The 20,802-nt window shown below is 31.9% G+C and carries 25 protein-coding genes, 5 pseudogenes and 1 riboswitch; of the genes and pseudogenes, 10 read left to right on the top strand and 20 right to left on the bottom strand.

Annotated features, from left to right (window positions below; translation table 11 throughout):
* Nucleotides 1-78: 78 nt before the first annotated feature.
* Nucleotides 79-360: a 4Fe-4S binding protein gene (locus PWK10_RS19240; protein ID WP_446715277.1), complete on the top strand. Its 282-nt coding sequence runs from the start codon at nt 79-81 to the stop codon at nt 358-360.
* The gene (locus PWK10_RS19235; RefSeq protein ID WP_446715276.1) at nt 291-452 is read left to right on the top strand and encodes a 4Fe-4S binding protein; all 162 of its coding nucleotides are present in this window, start codon (nt 291-293) and stop codon (nt 450-452) included. Before PWK10_RS19240 ends, PWK10_RS19235 begins: the two co-directional genes overlap by 70 nt.
* A 25-nt stretch (nt 453-477) precedes the next feature.
* Here the strand turns inward: PWK10_RS19235 and PWK10_RS00870 are convergent, their stop codons facing one another.
* From PWK10_RS00870 to typA, 10 genes and pseudogenes are all read right to left on the bottom strand, one after another.
* Nucleotides 478-738 (bottom strand): DUF1294 domain-containing protein, encoded by a 261-nt coding sequence (locus PWK10_RS00870; RefSeq protein WP_274767089.1) that lies wholly within the window; start codon nt 736-738, stop codon nt 478-480.
* Nucleotides 739-746: 8 nt separating this feature from the next.
* Nucleotides 747-1,160 (bottom strand): threonine aldolase family protein, encoded by a 414-nt coding sequence (locus tag PWK10_RS00865; RefSeq protein WP_274767088.1) that lies wholly within the window; start codon nt 1,158-1,160, stop codon nt 747-749.
* A complete protein-coding gene (locus PWK10_RS00860) occupies nt 1,160-1,774 on the bottom strand; it encodes a threonine aldolase family protein (RefSeq protein WP_274767087.1) in 615 nt (204 codons plus the stop codon). The genes PWK10_RS00865 and PWK10_RS00860 overlap by 1 nt, the downstream gene beginning before the upstream one ends.
* Nucleotides 1,775-1,868: 94 nt before the next feature.
* A complete protein-coding gene (locus PWK10_RS00855; protein ID WP_274768054.1) occupies nt 1,869-2,261 on the bottom strand; it encodes a hemerythrin domain-containing protein in 393 nt (130 codons plus the stop codon).
* Nucleotides 2,262-2,329: 68 nt separating this feature from the next.
* Nucleotides 2,330-2,911: a prenyltransferase gene (locus PWK10_RS00850; protein WP_274767086.1), complete on the bottom strand. Its 582-nt coding sequence runs from the start codon at nt 2,909-2,911 to the stop codon at nt 2,330-2,332.
* A gap of 44 nt (nt 2,912-2,955) precedes the next feature.
* A complete protein-coding gene (locus PWK10_RS00845; RefSeq protein WP_274767085.1) occupies nt 2,956-3,138 on the bottom strand; it encodes a hypothetical protein in 183 nt (60 codons plus the stop codon).
* Nucleotides 3,139-3,232: 94 nt separating this feature from the next.
* On the bottom strand, nt 3,233-3,463 hold the full coding sequence (locus tag PWK10_RS00840) for an HAD family hydrolase (protein ID WP_274767084.1): 231 nt from the start codon (nt 3,461-3,463) through the stop codon (nt 3,233-3,235).
* The gene (locus tag PWK10_RS00835; protein WP_274767083.1) at nt 3,460-3,867 is read right to left on the bottom strand and encodes an HAD family hydrolase; all 408 of its coding nucleotides are present in this window, start codon (nt 3,865-3,867) and stop codon (nt 3,460-3,462) included. The genes PWK10_RS00840 and PWK10_RS00835 overlap by 4 nt, the downstream gene beginning before the upstream one ends.
* 1 nt (nt 3,868) lies before the next feature.
* The gene (locus PWK10_RS00830; protein WP_274767082.1) at nt 3,869-4,759 is read right to left on the bottom strand and encodes an EamA family transporter; all 891 of its coding nucleotides are present in this window, start codon (nt 4,757-4,759) and stop codon (nt 3,869-3,871) included.
* 88 nt (nt 4,760-4,847) lie between these two features.
* Nucleotides 4,848-6,673 (bottom strand): annotated as a pseudogene (gene typA, locus PWK10_RS00825) (translational GTPase TypA).
* A gap of 146 nt (nt 6,674-6,819) precedes the next feature.
* Here typA and PWK10_RS00820 point away from each other — a divergent pair.
* From PWK10_RS00820 to PWK10_RS19225, 4 genes and pseudogenes are all read left to right on the top strand, one after another.
* Nucleotides 6,820-7,599 carry a gamma-glutamyl-gamma-aminobutyrate hydrolase family protein gene (locus tag PWK10_RS00820; protein ID WP_274767081.1) on the top strand — a complete coding sequence of 260 codons (780 nt, stop codon included), beginning with the start codon at nt 6,820-6,822 and terminating at the stop codon, nt 7,597-7,599.
* A 167-nt stretch (nt 7,600-7,766) separates the two neighbouring features.
* Nucleotides 7,767-7,928, top strand: a complete 162-nt coding sequence (locus PWK10_RS00815) for a hypothetical protein (protein ID WP_274767080.1) — start codon at nt 7,767-7,769, stop codon at nt 7,926-7,928.
* An 8-nt stretch (nt 7,929-7,936) separates the two neighbouring features.
* Nucleotides 7,937-8,410, top strand: coding sequence for a L,D-transpeptidase (locus tag PWK10_RS19230; RefSeq protein ID WP_446715314.1), 474 nt, complete (start codon nt 7,937-7,939; stop codon nt 8,408-8,410).
* Nucleotides 8,398-8,481: pseudogene (locus PWK10_RS19225) on the top strand (L,D-transpeptidase family protein); the annotation flags it as partial. The gene PWK10_RS19230 and the pseudogene PWK10_RS19225, both read left to right, overlap by 13 nt.
* A 124-nt stretch (nt 8,482-8,605) precedes the next feature.
* Here the strand turns inward: PWK10_RS19225 and PWK10_RS00810 are convergent.
* The 8 genes and pseudogenes from PWK10_RS00810 to PWK10_RS00775 form a co-directional block, all read right to left on the bottom strand.
* Nucleotides 8,606-9,112 carry a DMT family transporter gene (locus PWK10_RS00810; RefSeq protein WP_274768053.1) on the bottom strand — a complete coding sequence of 169 codons (507 nt, stop codon included), beginning with the start codon at nt 9,110-9,112 and terminating at the stop codon, nt 8,606-8,608.
* Nucleotides 9,113-9,129: 17 nt separating this feature from the next.
* Nucleotides 9,130-9,417 (bottom strand): EamA family transporter, encoded by a 288-nt coding sequence (locus tag PWK10_RS00805; RefSeq protein ID WP_274767079.1) that lies wholly within the window; start codon nt 9,415-9,417, stop codon nt 9,130-9,132.
* A 4-nt stretch (nt 9,418-9,421) separates the two neighbouring features.
* Nucleotides 9,422-9,766 carry an SHOCT domain-containing protein gene (locus tag PWK10_RS00800; RefSeq protein ID WP_274767078.1) on the bottom strand — a complete coding sequence of 115 codons (345 nt, stop codon included), beginning with the start codon at nt 9,764-9,766 and terminating at the stop codon, nt 9,422-9,424.
* 268 nt (nt 9,767-10,034) lie between these two features.
* A pseudogene (locus PWK10_RS00795) lies at nt 10,035-10,812 on the bottom strand (MetQ/NlpA family ABC transporter substrate-binding protein).
* Nucleotides 10,813-10,842: 30 nt separating this feature from the next.
* The gene (locus PWK10_RS00790; RefSeq protein WP_008909605.1) at nt 10,843-11,496 is read right to left on the bottom strand and encodes a methionine ABC transporter permease; all 654 of its coding nucleotides are present in this window, start codon (nt 11,494-11,496) and stop codon (nt 10,843-10,845) included.
* Nucleotides 11,486-12,262: a methionine ABC transporter ATP-binding protein gene (locus PWK10_RS00785; protein WP_274767077.1), complete on the bottom strand. Its 777-nt coding sequence runs from the start codon at nt 12,260-12,262 to the stop codon at nt 11,486-11,488. Before PWK10_RS00785 ends, PWK10_RS00790 begins: the two co-directional genes overlap by 11 nt.
* Before the next feature lie 95 nt (nt 12,263-12,357).
* Nucleotides 12,358-12,461, bottom strand: a riboswitch (SAM riboswitch).
* Nucleotides 12,462-12,699: 238 nt separating this feature from the next.
* Nucleotides 12,700-13,266 carry a hypothetical protein gene (locus tag PWK10_RS00780; protein ID WP_274767076.1) on the bottom strand — a complete coding sequence of 189 codons (567 nt, stop codon included), beginning with the start codon at nt 13,264-13,266 and terminating at the stop codon, nt 12,700-12,702.
* Nucleotides 13,239-15,419, bottom strand: coding sequence for a hypothetical protein (locus tag PWK10_RS00775; RefSeq protein ID WP_274767075.1), 2,181 nt, complete (start codon nt 15,417-15,419; stop codon nt 13,239-13,241). Before PWK10_RS00775 ends, PWK10_RS00780 begins: the two co-directional genes overlap by 28 nt.
* 169 nt (nt 15,420-15,588) lie before the next feature.
* On the opposite strand from PWK10_RS00775, the gene PWK10_RS00770 reads away from it, so the two are divergent.
* Nucleotides 15,589-16,005: a hypothetical protein gene (locus tag PWK10_RS00770; RefSeq protein WP_274767074.1), complete on the top strand. Its 417-nt coding sequence runs from the start codon at nt 15,589-15,591 to the stop codon at nt 16,003-16,005.
* Between the two features lie 76 nt (nt 16,006-16,081).
* Here the strand turns inward: PWK10_RS00770 and PWK10_RS00765 are convergent, their stop codons facing one another.
* Both PWK10_RS00765 and ispF read right to left on the bottom strand, forming a co-directional pair.
* Nucleotides 16,082-17,803: a proline--tRNA ligase gene (locus PWK10_RS00765; RefSeq protein WP_274767073.1), complete on the bottom strand. Its 1,722-nt coding sequence runs from the start codon at nt 17,801-17,803 to the stop codon at nt 16,082-16,084.
* Between the two features lie 299 nt (nt 17,804-18,102).
* Nucleotides 18,103-18,581: pseudogene (gene ispF, locus PWK10_RS00760) on the bottom strand (2-C-methyl-D-erythritol 2,4-cyclodiphosphate synthase).
* Between the two features lie 155 nt (nt 18,582-18,736).
* Here ispF and PWK10_RS00755 point away from each other — a divergent pair.
* From PWK10_RS00755 to PWK10_RS19220, 3 genes and pseudogenes are all read left to right on the top strand, one after another.
* Nucleotides 18,737-19,465, top strand: a complete 729-nt coding sequence (locus PWK10_RS00755) for a PDC sensor domain-containing protein (RefSeq protein WP_274767072.1) — start codon at nt 18,737-18,739, stop codon at nt 19,463-19,465.
* Entirely contained in the window at nt 19,432-19,887 is a 456-nt protein-coding gene (locus PWK10_RS00750; RefSeq protein ID WP_274767071.1) for a HAMP domain-containing protein, read from the top strand. Before PWK10_RS00755 ends, PWK10_RS00750 begins: the two co-directional genes overlap by 34 nt.
* A gap of 302 nt (nt 19,888-20,189) precedes the next feature.
* Nucleotides 20,190-20,747: pseudogene (locus PWK10_RS19220) on the top strand (methyl-accepting chemotaxis protein); the annotation flags it as partial.
* Nucleotides 20,748-20,802 lie beyond the last annotated feature (55 nt).

Below are 20,802 nucleotides of genomic sequence, written 5' to 3'. Positions count from 1 at the left end.
AATGTCAAAGGGAAAATTAAGAAACTCACAATATATATCCCTAGGATTAATATTTTTCTTAATGTGCGGCCTTAGAATGTGGTTTGCAATATTTTTATATTTCATCTTCGGTATAACATTAACTATAATAACAAAAAAAGAACATACTGTGCAAATTTTTGTCCACTAGGCACCCTTTCGGATGCATTTTCTTCTAAGGAAAATAAAAAATTTCTTAAGCTTCCAAAATCCATTCAATATTTAACTTTTATCGTCTTTTTCCTATATATCTTTTTTATCATATACTATAATTGGGGAAATACTTTTTGCTTTGGGCAGAGTTATTTAAGTTTATCCTTTTTATCGTATTTATCGCATTGACTTTACAGGTATTTTATAAAAACAGGACCTGGTGCACAACTTTATGTCCTATGGGAAAAATATACAAAGGTATAATAAAGCATAAGATATAGCCTGAAAAGACTATATCTTTTTTATTTAATGAAAATACCTAATGATAAAATACATTTGAAGAATAATTATCATGGGTATGCCAACAGTAAATTTAATATGCTTTGTCTTGTGGTGAAACAAATGCATCCCTAAAAATATCCCAACGCTTCCGCCTAATAAAGCAAGTAAAAATAAGCTCTTTTCAGAAATTCTAAATTTGCGCCTTTTAGCCCTTTGCTTGTCCATATACATTACTAATAGGGATATGATATTACTTAACAATAAATAAGATTTTATTAAATCCATACAACCTCCTAAAAATCTCTCATAGCCCTTTTTATTTCCTCTACAAACAGATCTATATCTTCCTTTTTTGTATCAAAGGATGTCATCCATCTAACTTCATCTTTTTCTTCATCCCATACATAGAAGAAATATTTTTCTTGCAGTTTTTCTATAGCCTTCCTTGGCATAATTGCAAAGACAGCATTTGCCTCCACTCTTTGAGTTAATTTTATTTCATCTATCTCTTTAACCTTTTCCTCAAGATATTGTGCCATTTCATTTGCATGCTTTGCGTTTTTTAGCCATAAATCATTAGATAAAAGAGCTTCAAACTGTGCTGAAATATATCTCATTTTAGAATGTAGTTGCGTTCCTTGTTTTCTTACGAATTTAAAATCCTTTGAAAGCTCTCTATTAAAAAACACCACTGCCTCTCCAAACATCATTCCGTTTTTGTCCCGCCAAAGGATAAAACATCAACTCCCGCATCCTTTGTTATTTCCCTAAGGCTTTTGTTTAACGATGCCGCAGCATTTGCTATTCTTGCCCCATCCATGTGGACATACATATCGTTTTCATGAGCAAATTTTGTAATTTCTTTAATCTCTTCAACAGTATAAACTGTTCCAACTTCAGTAGATTGAGTTATAGAAATAACCTTGGGTTGTGAATGATGTTCTACTCCTTTTGCATGTAAAAGTTTTTTGATATCATCGATTCTTATTTTCCCATCAGAACTTGGAACCGTAATTATCTTACAACCGGAACTTTTTTCTACCGCACCACATTCATCAACATTTATGTGAGACATCGGTGATGCTATTATTGCATTAAAGGGCTTTGTTATTGCCGTTAAAGCTAAAACATTAGCCCCAGTTCCGTTGTAGACAAAATATACATCAATATCCTTCCCAAATATTTCTTTAAACTTTTCTATTGCCCTTTGAGTATAAACGTCATCTCCGTAGGATATGACATCCCCATCATTTGCCCTTATTATTGCCTCTAAAATTTCAGGATGAACCCTAGCATTATTGTCGCTTGCAAAACTTCTCATAAAATCCCCCATTATAGACTGTTTGCAAATTCTATGTATTTATTTCTAAACTTTATGTTTTCTTCCTCCATTTCGATTTTTTCGTATTCTTCCGTTAATTTTTCTTGGGTTTTTTATCTAAAACTCTTCTTGCCGTCATATATACTGCATTATCTTCCTTCTCTATATGCCCTTCAAGTAACATCGCATAGCAAATTGCATTGGCAACTATATACGCCTTTTGTCTCTTATCTCCATTTTCATATTTATTTAGTGCATCTTCAAGATTTCTTATATACATCCTTCCTAGGTCATGTTCAAGAAGCATCCCTTGAATTGCACCAGTCTTTAGTGCCTCATTTTTCTCTGACATTATATTAAACAGCATATTTTCTTCCTTTTGGTGATGGTATTTGTCTGCAAAATTTCTTACAAAGTCGATAATCTGTCTATAAAAGTTAATATCAACATTTTTACCTTCAACAAGCTGTTCGCAATCCCTTTTTATAGCAGCTAATACTTTTTTATATAAACATGCTCATTAATTAAAATATCCACAGCATCCATACTATCACCTCATAATAAACTTATTAAATATATTGTTCCAAACATAAGGTGCAAATATGCTGTATTAGGAACAAAGGCCCTTTTATTTGTATATTGAAGCTTATAAGTCTTATATGCCTTAAACACCGTCAAAAACGTTAATAGTGAAGATGATGGTAAGCTTTTAAATAAAGTAAGTATTATTATCGATGCATATGATAAAATAACTAAAATCAAATAAGCCCTTTTTCCATTTTTTAAGCCAAATCTTACACTAAAGGTTTTTATTCCATTTTCTACATCCTTTTCATAGTCCCTTATTTCATTGCTAAGAAGTAGGGCTGGTATTAGAAAGCTAAAGGGTAAGGAAATTAAGACGACATCCATTAATCTTGTATTTCCAAAAACGCAGTAGCTTCCAACAACCATTAATGGCCCCATTAATATAAATGAAAACAAAGCACCAAGGCCCTTATTTTTATAGTTAAAGGGATAACCAGTATAAGCATATCCTCCTATAAGACCAATTGTCCCTATGATAAGCAAAGTAATGTTTTTAAAATAAACTACAAGCAAAAGGCCAATAAGGGCTGCAACTCCAAAACAGGCCATTCCAACTAAAAATATTATTATCTCCGTTTTAGTCCTTTCTACCCCTAAGAAGGGGTATTTTTGTCATCATCAATTAGTTTGTCTGTTTTCCCTTCAAAGTAATCATTAACAAGATTAACCCCAGCTTGTATTAATAGCCCTGCCTTTAATGTAAAAATTACAGCTATACTGCTAATTAAATCAATTACTCCATCCTTAAACAAATGCCCAAACTTATATGCAATCACTATCCCGCAGGCAGTTGAAACAAATGCAATACTAAGAGAAAAAGTCTTAGTGCCCTATAAATATCCTTAATTAGTTTCATATTTATCCATCCCATCATATATTCCAATGGTTTCCTTCTTTAAAGTTTTCGATTACATCGTGGGCCATCGTTAGTTTTTCCTTTGGATAAGTTGTTGCAACTCCAAAAACCTTCATTCCAGCTCTAACTCCTGCTTCAATGCCTGCAAGGGAATCTTCAAAAACAATGCAATCTTTAGGTTCTACCCTTAAAAGTTCAGCTGCCTTTAAAAATATTTCCGGGTCTGGTTTACCCCTTTTGATCATCCCGCATGGGCTATTGCATCTATATATTTTCTTATATCTAACCCGTCCAAAATAAAATCTATATTTTGAATTGGAGCTGAAGATGCAACCGCAACCTTTATCCCCTTATTCTTTAAAAACTTTAGATATTCTGTAAGACCATCAACCTCCTTTATATAATCCTTATAAACCTCCCTGTAAACCCTTTCCTTTTCTTCACCAAGTGTCAATACTTCATCATCCTTAAGTTCCCTTTTAAAAATTTCTGCAAAAATCTCTTTGTTGGTTCTTCCAAAGTTTTTAATAATATCCTCATCTTTAAAATCCACATCGTATCTTCTTGCAAACTCCTTCCAAGCAATGCAGTGGTATTCATAGTTATCAATCAAAACTCCGTCCATGTCAAATATAGCCGCTTTAATCATTTCAAGTCTCCTTTCTTTCTGTTTTATTCTTAGATGTCTGAACTAAAACTACTCCTATTAAAATTATAAAAGTTGAAATTATTATTCTTAAATTTATGGCTTCATTCAAAATAAAAGCCCCTAATATAACTGCAACTATTGGATTAATATACGCATAGGTTCCTGCCTTGGATGGAGGCCATTTTTGAAGAATGTAGATGTAACTGCTGTAACCAATTAATGATCCAAAAACGATTAAATATAAAAGAGCACTAATTCCTTTTAATGTAATATCTAAATTTATATTGCCATATAAAAGTCCTACAATCAATAACGAAATTCCTCCTGCGACCATTTCTATCCCTATATGCGAAACTGTTGATCCCGTCGCTTTAAATGTGTTTTGGTAAACTGAACCTACTGCCCAAAGAAGCGATGCTAAAAGTAAAAGAATGGCTCCCTTCACATCTATTGCCGAACTTGAATCGGTAAAGGTTAGAAAAACAACCCCGATAAACCCTAAAATAAGTCCAATCCATCCCTTTAGTGTTAATCTACTTCCATTAGGAACAAATAGTTCAATAATTGCAATAAATAGCGGGACAGTTGCAACTAAAATCGATGCTATACTTGATGCCACCCATTGCTCCGTCCAAACAACTAAACCATGTCCTCCAAGAAGTAGGAATAATCCAACTATTGTTATATTTAAAACATCCCTTTTGCTTTTAGGAAATTCTAAAGTCTTAATTTTAGCATACAAAAGCATTAAACTGCCAGCTAAAGTAAACCTTATCCCTGCAAAAATAAAAGGCTGAACCTCTGAAACTCCAATTCTTATTGCAAGGTATGTTGAACCCCACACAATACAAACAGCAATAAAGGCTAATATAGCCTTAGTATCATCCTTCATTACAATTCCCCCAAAGCCGTTATTAAACAATTTTAACATTAGTTAATAAAAATTTCCATAAAAATAAAGGCACATGAATGTGCCTTTATCACTTATTCTTTTTCGCCTCTTTTTTCCTCATTTCAGGATTTAAAATTCTTTTTCTCATCCTTATACTCTTTGGCGTTACCTCAACAAGCTCATCCCCCGCTATAAATTCTAAGCACTGCTCAAGGGACATTTCAAGAGGTGGAGTAAGCCTTAGAGCCTCGTCTGAACCTGCTGCCCTCATGTTTGTTACATGTTTTTCTTACATACGTTAACATCTATATCCTCCGACCTTGAACATATTCCAACAATCATTCCTTGATAAACAGGCGTTCCTGGGCCAATTATAAGGCTTCCCCTTTCCTGTGCATTATATAGTCCATAGGTTACTGCTTCCCCTGTTTCAAAGGCTACTAAAACTCCCCTATTTCTTTCTGGTATATCTCCTTTTGCAGGTTCGTAGCCGTAAAATATATGATTCATTATTCCATTACCCTTAGTATCTGTTAAAAATTCGCTTCTATATCCTATAAGCCCCCTTGCTGGGATTTTAAATTCAAGCCTTACATATCCATTTATAGCAGAAGTCATATTTATCATTTCAGCTTTTCTCGAGCCAAGCTTTTCAATTACAACTCCTACATATTCCTCTGGAACATCTATCGTTAAAAGCTCAATAGGTTCACATAATACACCGCCTATTTCTTTATAAATAACCCTTGGTCTGGATACTTGAAATTCATATCCTTCCCTTCTCATCGTTTCAATAAGAATAGAAAGATGAAGTTCTCCTCTTCCTGCAACCTCAAAGGCGTCTGGTGAATCTGTTTCGCTTACTCTTAAACTTACGTTCGTTTCAAGTTCCTTAAATAGCCTGTCCCTTAAATGCCTTGTTGTAACGTATTCCCCTTCCCTTCCTGCAAAGGGGCTGTCGTTGACACTAAAGGTCATTGATATCGTTGGCTCATCGATTTCAACAAAAGGAAGGGGCTCGGGGTTTTGAGAATCAGCTATAGTCTCTCCTATATTAATGTCAGAAAGCCCTGCAACTGCTACTATATCCCCAAGGAAGGCCTCTTCAACTTCTTCTCTTTTTAAACCATTAAAGGTATAAAGAGTAACAATTTTCCCATTTCTAACGCTTCCATCCTTACCGCATATTGCAACCTGTTGGTTTCTTTTAATCCTTCCCCTTTCTATTTTCCCTATGGCAATTCTCCCTACATAATCATTTGAGTCTATAGTTGTTACAAGCATTTGAAGGGGCTCATCTTTATACCCTTGTGGTGCAGGAACGTGATTAATTATTGTGTCAAATAACGGCTTTAAGTCTTTTGCCTCATCCTCAAGTTCGTATTTTGCAATACCATCCCTTGCAGAGCAGTAAACTATTGGAAAATCAAGCTGTTCATCATCGGCACCAAGTTCTAAAAATAGTTCGAAAATCTCATCTATAACTTCATTAGGCCTTGCATCTTGTCTATCTATTTTATTTATAACTACAATAGGCTTTAGCTTAAGCTCAAGAGCCTTTTTAAGGACAAATCTCGTCTGTGGCATTGGGCCTTCAAAGGCATCTACAAGAAGCAATACTCCATCCACCATCTTTAAAACTCTTTCTACTTCTCCTCCAAAGTCGGCATGGCCAGGGGTGTCAACTATATTTATTTTAGTATCACCATAAAATATAGCGGTATTTTTAGAAAGGATTGTAATTCCCCTTTCCCTTTCTATATCGTTAGAGTCCATAACCCTTTCTTCTACCCTTTCATTTACTCTAAATACACCGCTTTGTTTTAACATCCCATCAACGAGTGTTGTTTTTCCATGGTCAACATGGGCAATAATTGCTATGTTTCTTACATCGTTCCTTACAAATCTATCCATAATAACCTCCAAACTTAAACTAAATTGTGCAACGTTTTATTTTACTTTAATTTAATTATTATTGTCAATAACGCCCTTCAAATTTGAAGGAAATTCCTTTTAAATGTCAAATAAATATATATAAACATTTATTTGGAGGGGATATAATGTCTAAACCTATAATCGGTATACTTAGCAGAGTATTAGGAGAATATGATAAGGATATAAACTATATAGAAAGATGTTTTGTAAGTATGGACTATATTAATGCCATTGAAAGCAGTGGCGGAACTCCTATCATCCTTCCTTTGGTAAAGGGCGAAGAAAATTTAAGAAAGTTTATTGAAGGCATAGATGGCCTTTTAGTTCCTGGAGGGATTGATGTTAATCCTTTACGTTATAATGAAGAGCCTCTTGAAAAAATAGGGTCTGTTTCAGATGATATAGATGAGTTTGATATTAAAGCAATAAGGTGGGCAAATGAATTGAAAAAGCCTATATTAGGCATTTGCAGAGGACTACAAGTAATAAATGTCGCCTTTGGAGGCAGTTTGTTTCAGGATTTAAGTTTAAAGAGCGGCTCTAAATTCAACCATTGGCAAAAAGCCAAAAAAGATACCCCAACCCATTCAATTGAAATAAAACCTGGAACAAGAATGTTTAACCTTTTGGGCAATAATGCCGTAGTAAACAGCTATCACCATCAAGCTATTAAGGATTTAGCTGAAGGATTTATAGCAAGCTCCTTTTCAATGGATGGAATCATAGAATCTATAGAAAAAGTAAATGGTGGATATGTCCTTGCTGTTCAGTGGCATCCTGAAATGATGTTTAATTCCCATGAAAATATGAGAAAAATTTTTTTAGATTTCATTGAAGAATGTAAAAAACAAAATCAGGGAGGTAACCTTATGATAAAGATAAGAAATTATATTTTGCAATCATGACAAATTAACGTATGAAATATTCCTTGAAATAGAAAATAGATTTAAATAAGTGAATCTTTATTCGATGGACAAGTTAAGCCGCATCTTTTAAAGTATTTATAAGTTTGATTTATTATGATAAAATATAAAAGCCAGCTGTCTATCACAAAAGAGAAAGGAGAATCACATTGAAATTTATCATAAAACTAGTATTATTAGTCCTTCTACTTAATATAATAACATTTAAAGCAAATGCTAAAGCAACATTAAGTTATGATGATATAGTAGGTTCAGATGTTGTTACCGGAATTATAGCAAAGGATACTGCAAATTTTCAAATGGGGAGTTAGTTGAAGTAATAAAAGGAGAAAAGCAAAAATTTTATTATGTTAGAAGTTTATCAACTAATAAATTAGCTTGGGTAAAAAGTAGCGAAATAGCAATAGCCTCTCAGCAAAATATTGAAATTGAGGAACTTAGTAAGGAAATTTTAGAAAATTATATAAACACTAAAAATTTTAGAACTCCTTCAAAATATCTTATTTGGGTTGACCTTTTAAGACAAAATGCCCATGTTTTTGTAAAAAATAATGGAAGATATAAATTAATTAAAACTATGCCTTGCTCAACAGGATTAAATACAGCTCCAACTCCTAAAGGGACTTTTAGAATATCTGCAAGAGGGAAATGGTTTTACTCAAGCTTTTATAGACAAGGTGCAAAGAATTGGGTGAGATTTAATGGGCCATATCTTTTTCACTCTGTTCCCATGGACAAGCAAGGTAGGGTTGTAGATAAAACTCTAGGCAAAAAGCAAGTCATGGGTGTGTAAGGCTTAGTATTAGTGATTCCTACTGGATATATAAAAACATGCCAAATGGAACGATAGTTTATATAAACTGATAATTTTGAAGCCCCGTTAAGGATTTTTGCAATCCTTACGGGGCTATTTTTACGCACTATTCATCTCTTTTCAAAAGTATTACACAAAATATTACTAAAATAATTCCTATAACTTGTATAATATTTAGTCTTTCCCCATAAATATAAAAGAAAGAATTGCTGCAGAAGGTATTTCGATTGTGCTTATTATTGAAGTTGTAACTGGCCCTACATATTTAATTGCTGCATAAAGCAAAGTTAATGGTATTATCTCACAAAATACAGCAAGTAACGCAGCGTTTTTTACCGATGCAAAACTTATCGAGGATAATTTAAAAATAAACGGAAAGTTAAATATAAGTAAAACTAGTAAGGAAAAGGTAGTTGAATAAAACGTGACTAATACTTCAGGAACATCCTCAACGATGTATTTAGCATATATATTTACTCCTGCATAAAAAACTGCTGATAAAAGACCAAAAATTATGCCAATAATAATTGCTTTATTCAAATTTATATTGTGAATGTTTAAAACAAGATAGCATCCTATTAAAGTTCCTACAATAGCAAAAACTTTGATTTTAGAAAGCTTCTCCCCTAAAAACATAAAACTAAAAAGGGCCACCATCGTTGGATAAGTATATAAAAGTATTGTTGCAACTGCAACGTCTAGGTATTTAAAAGAGGAATAAAAAATACCGTCATCAGGGTGTTAAAAATAGCTCCTTGGATAAAAAGCTTCCTATAAAGTTCCTTTGAAAGTTTTATATTATTTTTGTATTTAATTAGAGAATATATAAAAAGTATTATTCCTGCTATTATATATTGCAGCATCAAAAGATCTACAGGAGAAAAATTTTTATCATAACCATGTTTAATAAATATTCCAGAACTTCCAAAGAATATTGCAGATAGTATTCCATATAAAAATCCCTTTACCCTCATTTTATCCTCCAAAAGATTACCACTTTGCCTTCATTATTTCTTCCCTTTTTATTTGAAATTCCTCTTCTGTAATAAGCCCATCTTCTTTTAATCTATTTAATTTTCTAAGCTTAGTTTCAAAATCCTCATTTAACTCAATATTATCTTCAATTTCTGCGCTCCAGGAAGGAAGCCCTCTTTTGTTAATAACATTGTATACTGAAGAGCCAAAAATTAAAAATGCAATTAATGTCCAAAATATCCCAAATAGTCCAAAGTTGGGAATAGCTATCGTAATCCCAATAATAACAAATATTAAGCCCACTATCATTGAAAATATCGCTTGTTCTTTACTTTGTTTTACTATTATTTTTTTACCCATAACACCACCCCAATCTTTTTTAATTCTATTTTACCCGATATACATTTTTTGTCAAATCTATTAATTGCTTCTGTCCCTCATTTTAACAACTTAATAAATATTAAATCATCCTTTATCTTCTTTTCAAACTTATATCTATAAAAGTTTGCAAATTTTCTTAAGTTTTCCGCTTCAACATCAGTTTCTACCACCTACAAAAATAGTGTTAAATGTTATAATATATTTAGCTATAAATAAAAAAATTGTCCCAAAGATTGGGACAAAAAGATTAAAATGCAGGAACAACAGCTCCATTATATTTTTCTTCTATAAATTTTTTTACATCTTCGCTTTGTAAGGCCTTTATTAGTTCTTGAATTAATGGATTGTCTTTATCCTCAGGCCTCACTGCTAATATATTTGCATAGGGGAGTCTTTATCTTCAATGAAAAGACTATCTTTAACAGGATTTAATTTTGCTTCTAATGCATAATTTGTATTTATAATCGCTATATCAATATCTTTTAACACCCTCGGAAGCTGCGCTGCTTCTAGCTCTTTAAATATTAAACTTTTAGGGTTTTCTATAATATCCTTTGGTGTAGATGTTAAATTGGTTGAATCCTTTAGTTTAATAAGTCCTTGTTTTTCTAAAAGGAGCAGCGCTCTTCCTTCATTTGTCGCATCATTTGGAATAGCAACAATTGCTCTATTTGGTATTTCATCTTTGCTTTTATACTTTATTGAATATGCACCCATCGGCTCAACATGAACCTTTGCTATTGCTATAAGGTTCATCCCTCTTTCTTTATTAAACGTTTCTAAATAAGGAACATGCTGAAAAAATTCGCATCCAGTTGCTTATCATTTAATGCTATATTAGGGGTTATGTAATCTGTAAACTCCTTAATTTCAAGATTTATCCCTTTTTCTTTTAATTTAGGCTTAATAAAATCTAATATTTCAGCATGGGGAACAGGTGTTGCACCAACTACTATTTTATTACCTGAATTTGCAAATTTACTGCAACCTGTAAAGGAGACAACAATAAAAATACTTAAAATAATTGAAAAAGTTTTTTCATTCTAATACCTCCTCTATCTTTTGTCAAATTTTCTGCTCAATTTACTTCCCATTCTTTGGATTGTTTCGACGAATAAGATTAGAATAATAACTGTTGCAATTAAAATATCCGTTCTAAATCTTTGGTATCCATATCTTATCGCTAAATCTCCTAAACCACCTCCTCCAATAGCTCCAGCCATAGCTGAATATCCTAAAATATTTATTATTGTCAAAGTAATACCAGATATTAAAGATGGAAGGGATTCCTTAACCATAACTTTAAATACAATTTGTGGAATATTTGCACCTAAAGAAACAGCAGCCTCAATCACTTTTTTGTCAACCTCATTTAACGATGTTTCAATAATTCTTGCTACAAATGGAGATGCTGCTATAGATAGAGGAACTATCGCCGCAGTTGAACCTATGCTCGTTCCTACAATTATCCTAGATAATGGAAATAAAATGATTATCATTATTATAAAAGGAATAGATCTTGCTGTATTTATTATTGAATTAAGAGCATTGTTCAAATTTAAATTTTCCAAAAGCCCTCCTTTTTGTGTTAAAACAAGCACCAATCCTATTGGAAATCCAAAAATTATTGCAAATAAAGTTGAAAAAATGACCATGTATAATGTTTCAAATAATGCACGGAATATAAGGATTATTGTTTCAGCTAACATTTTTAAATAACTCCTCCTTATCTATTTTAAAGTTGTTTTCATTAACAAACTGTTTAATTTCTATCGATTTCGGAAAGTTTAATAAATCATAAGTGTTTCCCCATTCTATTATTCTGCCGTTATTTATAAATGCAACCTTATTACAAATTTCTTTTACGACATCCATTTCATGGGTTATTAAGATGATTGTTATTCCATATTTTTTATTCAAAAATTTTAAAAGATCTAAAATTGACCTCGTAGTTAATGGATCTAATGCTGATGTCGCTTCATCCGATAATATGTATTTAGGGTTAAGGGCTAATGCTCTTGCAATTGCAACCCTTTGTTTTTGTCCTCCAGATAGCATAGAAGGATATGCATCCTTTTTATCCTTCAAATTCACCATGTCTAAAAGCTCTAACACTCTTTGTTCTATAAAATCTTTACTATATCCTGATATTTCAAGTGGAAAAGCTATGTTTTTATATACTGTTGAATTTTGTAAAAGATTAAAATGTTGAAAAATCATCCCCATATTTTTTCTAAAGTCCCTTAGTTTTTTACCATTTAATTTTGTAATGTTAACACCATCAACGATTATTTCACCTTTGTTAGGTTTTTCTAATAAATTAAAACATCTTATTAACGTTGATTTACCTGCACCACTTGGACCTATAATGCCAAATATATCCCCATCCTCAATAGTTAAATTAACATTTTTTAAAACTTCCACCTCTTGACCTTCATTCTCAAAGGATTTATATAAACCCTTTATCATTATCATAATAACTCTCCTCTCATAATTAATATTATTTAATATATTTTGTCATAAGAAAATTAAAATAAAAAACCTCCTTCGAGATGAAAGAGGCTAATTCTCTCTCATCTCTCGGCAATATCGCCGCAGGATTTGGCACCATTGTGGATAAACCACTGGTTGCCGGGCTTCATAGGGCCAGTCCCTCCACCACTCTTGATGAGATTTTTGATATTCATTTGTCTTTATGCAAGATTATATCATCTAAATTTCATTTGTCAATAATTGTTAAATATTTTTAAAATCTCTTTTTTTTCTAATCTAAGGTATATCGTTATTATGTTTATTCTGTAACTCTAATTTAAAATTTCTATAATTTAAAAGTGAATTATATGATTTTTATATAAAAATAAAACCCTATAAAGCAGAGCAATAACTTTATAGGGTTTATTTAATATTTATTTTTAACGGCTTCCTTGTCTTATAAAAGTAACCTTTCCATTTGAATCTAAGGTAAATGATAAATCACCATAACTAATATTTCTATCCGTTTGATAACTTGGCTGTCCAAGTATGTTTATAATCTCATCCCTAGTCATTCCAACTTTAATATTGTCATAAATAGTTTCGCCAATTTTAATAAAAACTTTAATTGTTCCGCTAGTTGTAAACTCTATTAAATTTCCGTTTTTGTCAAATGTGAAGGAATCAGAAGTATATTGTGTAATTTTATATGCCCAATACATCCTTCCATCGTCGTGTTTACTCATATAATATGGCGTTCCTTCAGCCTTTACAACATCAATGTAGCTTGATCCAAGCATAATGGCTGGTGCATCGTCTAGTTTTTCCCCAAGGCTAACCTTCAAATTACCATAATTTTTCCACTCTTTTACTTTTCCTGTTATTCTATCAAATGTAATATAAGAATCACCATACTCCCAATGTTCTAAGGTATATGAATCATCTCCAAAGGATACTTTATTGGGCGTCCCCATAGCCTTTATAACATCCTGTCTTTTAGAATCCAAATTAATTGGAGCTGCGTTAGGATCTTTTTACCTATTTCCAGTTTTAAATTTGGATAGGTCTTAAAGGTTGTTAATTTCCCAAAATAAAATGCCGTCTCATCACCATTTACATAAATGGTGTCAGAATCAAGATAAACCTCAAAGGGAGTTCCATTTGCTTTAACGTATTCCTGTAGTGTAGAACCAAATGTAACAGGTTTTGCTTTAGGATCTTTATTCCCTAGGCTAACCTTTAAATTACCCCAATTTTGCCATCCGGTTACAACAAATTGTCCGTCGATGTTATCAAGATAAACCGTGCTTTCAACATAATTATTACCATTTTTCGTTTTAATTGATGACGAGTATTTGTATATATAGAAACGGTTATTGGTATCTTGATAGCTTCCTGACTTTGGCTGTCCTTGTATCTTTATAAGGTCCTTCAATGTAGTCCCTAATGTAAAATAACTTGTGCTTGAAGAAATTTTTCTTTTCCATCTTTCAAGTTTAAAGGGCTTTTCGTCGACTGAAACAATTTCACTTTTTGCTTGATTATATCCTTCCACTTTTTTAGTTTCAAAGGAAACTTCATACCAATTTCCATCCTCTGAAGGAATAATTATTCTGTATTTTCCTCCCCTTAATGCTATAGTTCCATCGTCTTTATTAACTCCTATTGTAAATACACTATTGGTTACATAGCGCTGTATTTTTTCTACAACTCCATCGTTGTAAAAGTAAATATATCCACCAAATTTAATAGGAATATATGATCCATCTTCCCTTAAAAGTCTAAACACTAAAACCGGTTTTATTGTATAATTATTTGAATTTGTTCTAGCAATTATATCATAGTAATAAACATCAACCTTTGCAGACTTTTTAATTATTTCATTGCTTGGTAATAGTTCTTTCCCAACTGTAAACCTTACAAATCCACTATAATTTCCTACATTTTGTTTTCCATCTACTAAAACATATTTTGAATTATCTGCATTTGTTAAAAAATCAATCCTTGTATTATCATTTTGATAGATTTCTGCATCATCATAGGTCTTTATCAAATTTACTTTAGAATTTTCAGCTAAGTTTAAATAAGTTGGTTTTTTAATATAAACTTCTCTAAAGTTTCCATTTAAAATTAGGCTAGCACTCTCATACACATGGACATCAACAAGCTTGTTAATTTCTGTATTTAAATTATTAATAACCACATTGCCTTTTGGAATTATAGGTTTATCAAAAACTCCTACCAAATTCAATTCAATTGTTGCATTGGCCTTTCCTTCAACAAAAATAGCTCCAAAGGAACCCGATTGAACATCTAAAGTCATATTCCTGTTTATTTTTGTGCTGCTTATTTGACTTTCATCAGTAACAACTAATTTGTTTACATTACCTGAGTCAACTTTTAATGCTCTCGTTATTAAATGCTTTAAGGAAATTTCATTAGATTTATTCGATACTATGTTAACATTTTCTGCAAATACATTATCTAAATTGAAACCTCCTTCACTTGATGGGTTTAAAATAAGGTTTCCTGAAATATGAACATTATTCAATGTTACATTATCTGCAAGAACATATACATCCCCATAAATAAATGCATTTTTTATAGTAACATCTTTAGCTGTTATTTTTAAAATATTGTTAATCATCTCGTTTTGTCCAACTATTTCTGATCCTATTACAGCTCCCTCTTTATCCAATATTTTTATTGGATTTTTTACTTCAAATGTTTTAGATACGACTATGGAATCATAGCCAAGCTTTGAGTTCTTTGCTTTGTTTAACGCAAGTCCTGCCCTTTTTGCATAAACTGTTATATTATAGATCCCAGCTTCACTAACCGCCGTTGACACTTTAAAATTATTTCTTCCAAGAACTTGCCCTTTTGTATTATATTTTGTTGGATATCCGTTTTTAGAATTCCAAAGTTCTGTAATTTTTCCCGTGCTTAAATTTTTGATCTGCACCCTGTATTCAACTTTTCCTGGGAAGTTAGATGAGTTAACCGTAAAAATAATCTTGTCACCTATATAATATACATCTTTGACATTCGAACTGAACTTTACGATAGGATACTTAGATGTTACTGCAGCAGATGCAGAATTGGTAGATAAAAGTAAAAGAACAATAAAAAGAGAAATCAAATATAAAATACGCTTCAATGTAAAACCTCCTTAGTTTATGTAACTTCCTTAAATTATACATTGATTCAACAAAAGTTTCCATCAAAATTAATTGGTAATTATTCTTTAATTTCCCTTGCAATTTTTGCCTTTCATTTATTCACTTGCCATAACATATTTATATATTAAGAAAAAACTGGGGGATTTTTTGGAGCAAAGAAGAAATTCTGAAATAGTTTCTGTGCTTTTTAAAATGCAAAATCTACAAAAGGCAATATTAAATTCAATAAAACATCTTAAAGGAATAAAGCCGCAAAAAGAATCTATGGAAAACTATAATAGCTGCTTTAATACACTTCAGGAAGCTTCCTTTTATTTTTTCCAAGCAACTGGATTTTTAAAATCCCAGTATATAGATGGATGCCTTTCATATACAAGCAAAAATTTCTTTTTAAACAAACTCTTCCTTCCTTCCTTTAAGTATTTCCAATCATTACAAAACAGCTTAAATTTAATACAAGTAGATGATATCTATCAAGAAAGCCTCATTCTTTTAAAGAACAAAATAGAATTCATAAATAATACGTTGTCTGAATTATTATCAGATATAAATTCATTTAATTAGATATGGTAAATTATAGAAATGTCAAAAAGTCAAAATGTCAAGTGGCAGGCACTAAAAAAGCTGCTAAGGGTTCTCCTTAGCAGCTTTTAATCTTTACATTTCTTTCTTTGAAAACCTTTAAAACCTCATCATAAACTTCTTCTACTTTTATTTCTTTTACTTCACTTGAATTTCTAAGTTTAAATTCAACTATTCCATCTTTAATCTTCTTGCCTACAGTTATTCTAATTGGAATTCCAATAAGGTCTGCATCGTTGAATTTAACTCCTGCCCTTTCGTCTCTATCGTCGATTAGTGTTTCTACTCCCATCTCATTGAGCTTATTGTAAATCTCTTCTGCAACTTTAACCTGAAGTTCATCCTTCATAACAACTGGAACTACTATAACGTGGAAGGGAGCAATTGATAAAGGCCATATTATTCCCTTTTCATCATGGTTTTGTTCAATAACTGCAGCCATAGTTCTATTTATTCCTATTCCATAGCAGCCCATTATAATTGGCTTTTCTTCACCTTTATCATCCACAAAGGTTGCTCCCATAGCTTGTGAATACTTTGTTCCAAGCTTAAATATATGTCCAACTTCAATACCTCTGTTTATTGTAATTTCTGCTCCACACTTTGGACACTTGTCACCAATTGCAATATTTCTAAAGTCTCCAACTGTTCCTTCAAAGTCCCTTCCATAATTTGCATTTATCATGTGATATCCTGTTTCATTTGCACCTATAATCATGTTTTCTATATACTTTACTTCATAGTCAATTAAAAGCTCATCCACTTTAATTCCTATAGGTCCTGCAAACCCAATATCAGCCCCTGTAGCCTTTCTGGCTGTTTCAGCATCTGCAAGTTCAAGGTTTATACATTTTAAGTGGTTTATAACTTTAGTTTCGTTAACGTCCCTATCTCCTCTAACCATTACGGCAACTACTTTATCATCTGCTTTATAGATCAATGTTTTTGCAAATTTTTGCGGTGTAGTGTTAAAGAAGGAAACGAGCTCCTCAATTGTTCTTACATTTGGTGTTTCTACTTTTTGAAGCTCTTTAAGTCCTTCTTTTGCTTCCACCTTAACTTCAAATGTTGGTGCCTTTTCAATATTTGCAGCATAATCACAACTTGTGCAATATACAACTTCAGCTTCTCCGATATCTGACTTTACCATAAACTCCATTGATCCAGTTCCGCCCATCGCACCTGTATCTGCTTCTACAGCCTTATAATCAAGCCCGCATCTGTCGAATATTCTGCAATATGCCCTATACATCTTGTTAAAGGATTCATCAAGTCCCTCCCAAGATGTATCGAAACTATAGGCATCCTTCATTGTAAATTCTCTACATCTCATTACTCCAAATCTTGGTCTTCTTTCATCTCTGTATTTTGTTTGAATTTGGTAAAGGTTAAGTGGCATATCCTTATAGGATTTTACTTCGTTTCTTATAATGTCTGTAAAAATTTCCTCGTGAGTTGGTCCAAGGCAGAATTCTCTTCCGTTTCTATCGAGAAGTTTAAACATTTCTGGGCCAAACACTTCCCATCTTCCCGATTCCTTCCATAGCTCCGATGGTAAGAGGGCTGAACAAAGTATCTCCTGTGCACCTTCTCTATTCATTTCCTCTCTAACTATCTCTTCTATTTTTCTAAGAACTCTAAGCCCAAGAGGTAAATAGTTATAAATTCCCGATGCAAGTTTTCTCATCAATGCCGCCCTTAGCATTAGTTGATGGCTTGGTATTTCAGCTTCTGCTGGAACTTCCCTTAATGTTGGCATAAATAAGTTGCTAAGTCTCATTTTTCTCCCTCCTTGTGTAAGTTTCTATACAAAAAGCCTTCACCCCTATAGGGCGAAGGCTTACTCCGCGGTACCACCTAAATTTTAACTCATTTTGGATAACGGCAAGTGCCGGCATAGCTCATCGCTAGCTGCTCCAAAGCGGGTTCGGCTAAGTGAAAACCTTTCAGCCTATGGGTTTTCTCTCTGGAATTTTAGCCTACTATTCTTTTTCACAGCATTTTTATATTTAGTTCTTTTTATAATTATATTTTTCATTTAATTTGCTGTCAATATTCTACAATATTTTTAAATTTTATTTAACACAAAGTTTTTACTAGTAAAGCTACAGCATGAGCTGATATACCATCCCCACTACCTGTAAAGCCTAGACCTTCTTCAGTAGTTGCTTTAATATTAATATCATCTATACTTATATTTAATGTTTTCGAAATATTTTCCCTCATTTTTTCTATATAAGGCATAAGCTTTGGTTTTTGAGCAATTATTGTAGCGTCAATATTCGATAAGGAATATCCCTTTAATTCAATAAGTTTTTTACTTCCTCCAATAATTTTAAACTATCTACACCTTTAAATTTTTCATCGGTATCCGGAAAATGCCTTCCTATATCCCCAAGAGCAGCAGCTCCTAATATGGCATCCATAATAGCATGAACTAAAACATCCGCATCTGAGTGGCCTAAAAGTCCCTTTTCATAAGGTATTTCCACGCCGCCTAATATAAGTTTTCTTCCCTCTACTAATCTATGAACATCATATCCGTGACCTATTCTCATCTAATTCACCCCATTTTGTAATTTTTTAAGTTATTATTTACTATTATAGCAAAAATGTTCAAATATGATATTTTTAAGGTATGCAAACGATTGAATTTATTTTTAAAAAATTTTATAATGTTTTTAAAAGGATTTGTAAAAATGGGGGAAGTATCTTGAAAAGGTCTTTAAAATTAAAAACAAAAATCTCAATAATATTTTCTTTAATCTACATAATTCCGCTACTCATATTTGGAGATATCCTTTATCGTAAAACTTACAATATTAACCTTAGCACAGCTTATAAAAATCTTGAAAACCTTCAAAACTATGTTTCAAGTAATATTTCTAAAGCCATGAACCAATATTCTAATTTTATTTTCATATATTCCGTTAATGAAGATTTAAAAAGAAATACCTACATATTGCAGACAAACCCTAACGATGAAGCACAAAATATTTTAAATAATACATTAGATAACTATTTGGCAAATTTAGATTTAATTAATTTTATATTTATAACAGATAAAAACGGAACGATTATTTCGACTCCATATAAGCACAAGGATATGAAGGGTAAAAATTTTTCAAACTATAATTTTTTTAAAATGTGCCGTTATCAGCCAAGACCATATATTTCAGAAACATTATTAGACGATAATTTCAAGACCCCTTCAGTGGTCATAAGCAACCCGATTAAAGGTGAAAATGGAGAATTTATAGGAATATTAGGAGCGTCAATCGACTTAGAAAGGCTTGCAAGCAAATACGTAGAAGGCATTAAACTGGGGAACCAGGGATTTATATTCATAATGCAAAGCGATGGAACAATAATAGCCCATCCTGATTCACAGAAATTAATGAAAAAGATATGGCCTCAACTGAGTATGGAAATAAAATTTTAAACAATAAAAATGGAAAAGTCAATTTTGATTATAAAGGAAAAAAATACATCGCAATATTTAGCACCAACGATTATCTTAAATGGAAATTTGTTTCAGCAACTCCCTATGAGGATATAATGGCAGTTAGTAAATCCATAATGAAAACTATATTACTATTAATATCTATATCATTGTTGGCAATACCTCTCCTAATATTAATTATTTCAAGATTATTATCTAAACCTATAAATAATATATCAAACCTAATGACTAATGTTTCTAATGGTGATTTTACCGTAAGAATTCCTGTTCATTATAATGATGAAATAGGGCAAATTTCAAAAGACTTAAACAATGTTTTAGAAACGATAGGAAAATCTATTTTCAATATCAAAAATACTTCAAAAATGTTCACCATGCTTCGACTGAACTTAATGCTATAACTGATAAAATATCAACAGCTGCAAACGAAGTTGCATGTTCAATAGAAGAAGTAACAAAGGGAATAGGGCAGCAAGCAACTGATTTAAATGATATAGTATCTCAAATTCATGATTTTTCTAAACAGCTTGATGATATAAACTCTAATCTTTTAAATGTAAATACTAAAACCTACGAAACTGAAAATTTAGCTAACACAGGTAAAGAAAAAATAAATAAAATAATTAATTACTTTGAAGACATCCTCTCAGGATACAAACAAGTTATAGAAAAGCTTAATGAATTATCAGAACAAATACAAAGCATTTCTAAAATAACTGATACCATAAACGGCATTGCTGAGCAGACAAATCTCTTAGCATTAAATGCAGCTATAGAAGCTGCAAGAGCAGGTGAAGTTGGAAAAGGCTTTGCTGTAGTTGCTGATGAAGTTAGAAAACTCGCTGAAAAATCGCAAGAATCTTCAAATGAAATTAAAAAATTGATAGAATCTATCATCTTAGAAACCCAAGACGTTATTTCAACCTCCAATAATGTTGATGCACAAATTAAAAATCAAATAACTCTTGCAGAAGATGCAATAAATTCATTTAATAATATACTAAATTCAATTGAAAACATGCCTCCATATATTGCCAAAACCTTTGAATCTGTGAATAAAACTATAAAAGCTAAGGATACAATTCTTTCTAAAGTTGAATCAGTATCATCTGTTGCACAGGAAATTTCAGCATCAACAGAACAAATTTCATCATCGACGCAGGAAATGAGTTCTATTATAAATGAAGTAACAGAACTCTCAAGAAAGCTTAAATCAATTTCCGAAGATCTCAATAACAAAATCAACAAGTTTAAAGCATAGATTTGCATAGGCAACGGGTTGTTCTAAATTAATAGAATAACCCGTTTTGTTAATA

Origin of the sequence: Caloramator sp. Dgby_cultured_2 (assembly GCF_028872215.1) — a bacterium.
GTDB lineage: Bacteria > Bacillota > Clostridia > Clostridiales > Caloramatoraceae > Caloramator > Caloramator australicus.
This window is presented reverse-complemented; position numbering and strand designations above follow the sequence as displayed.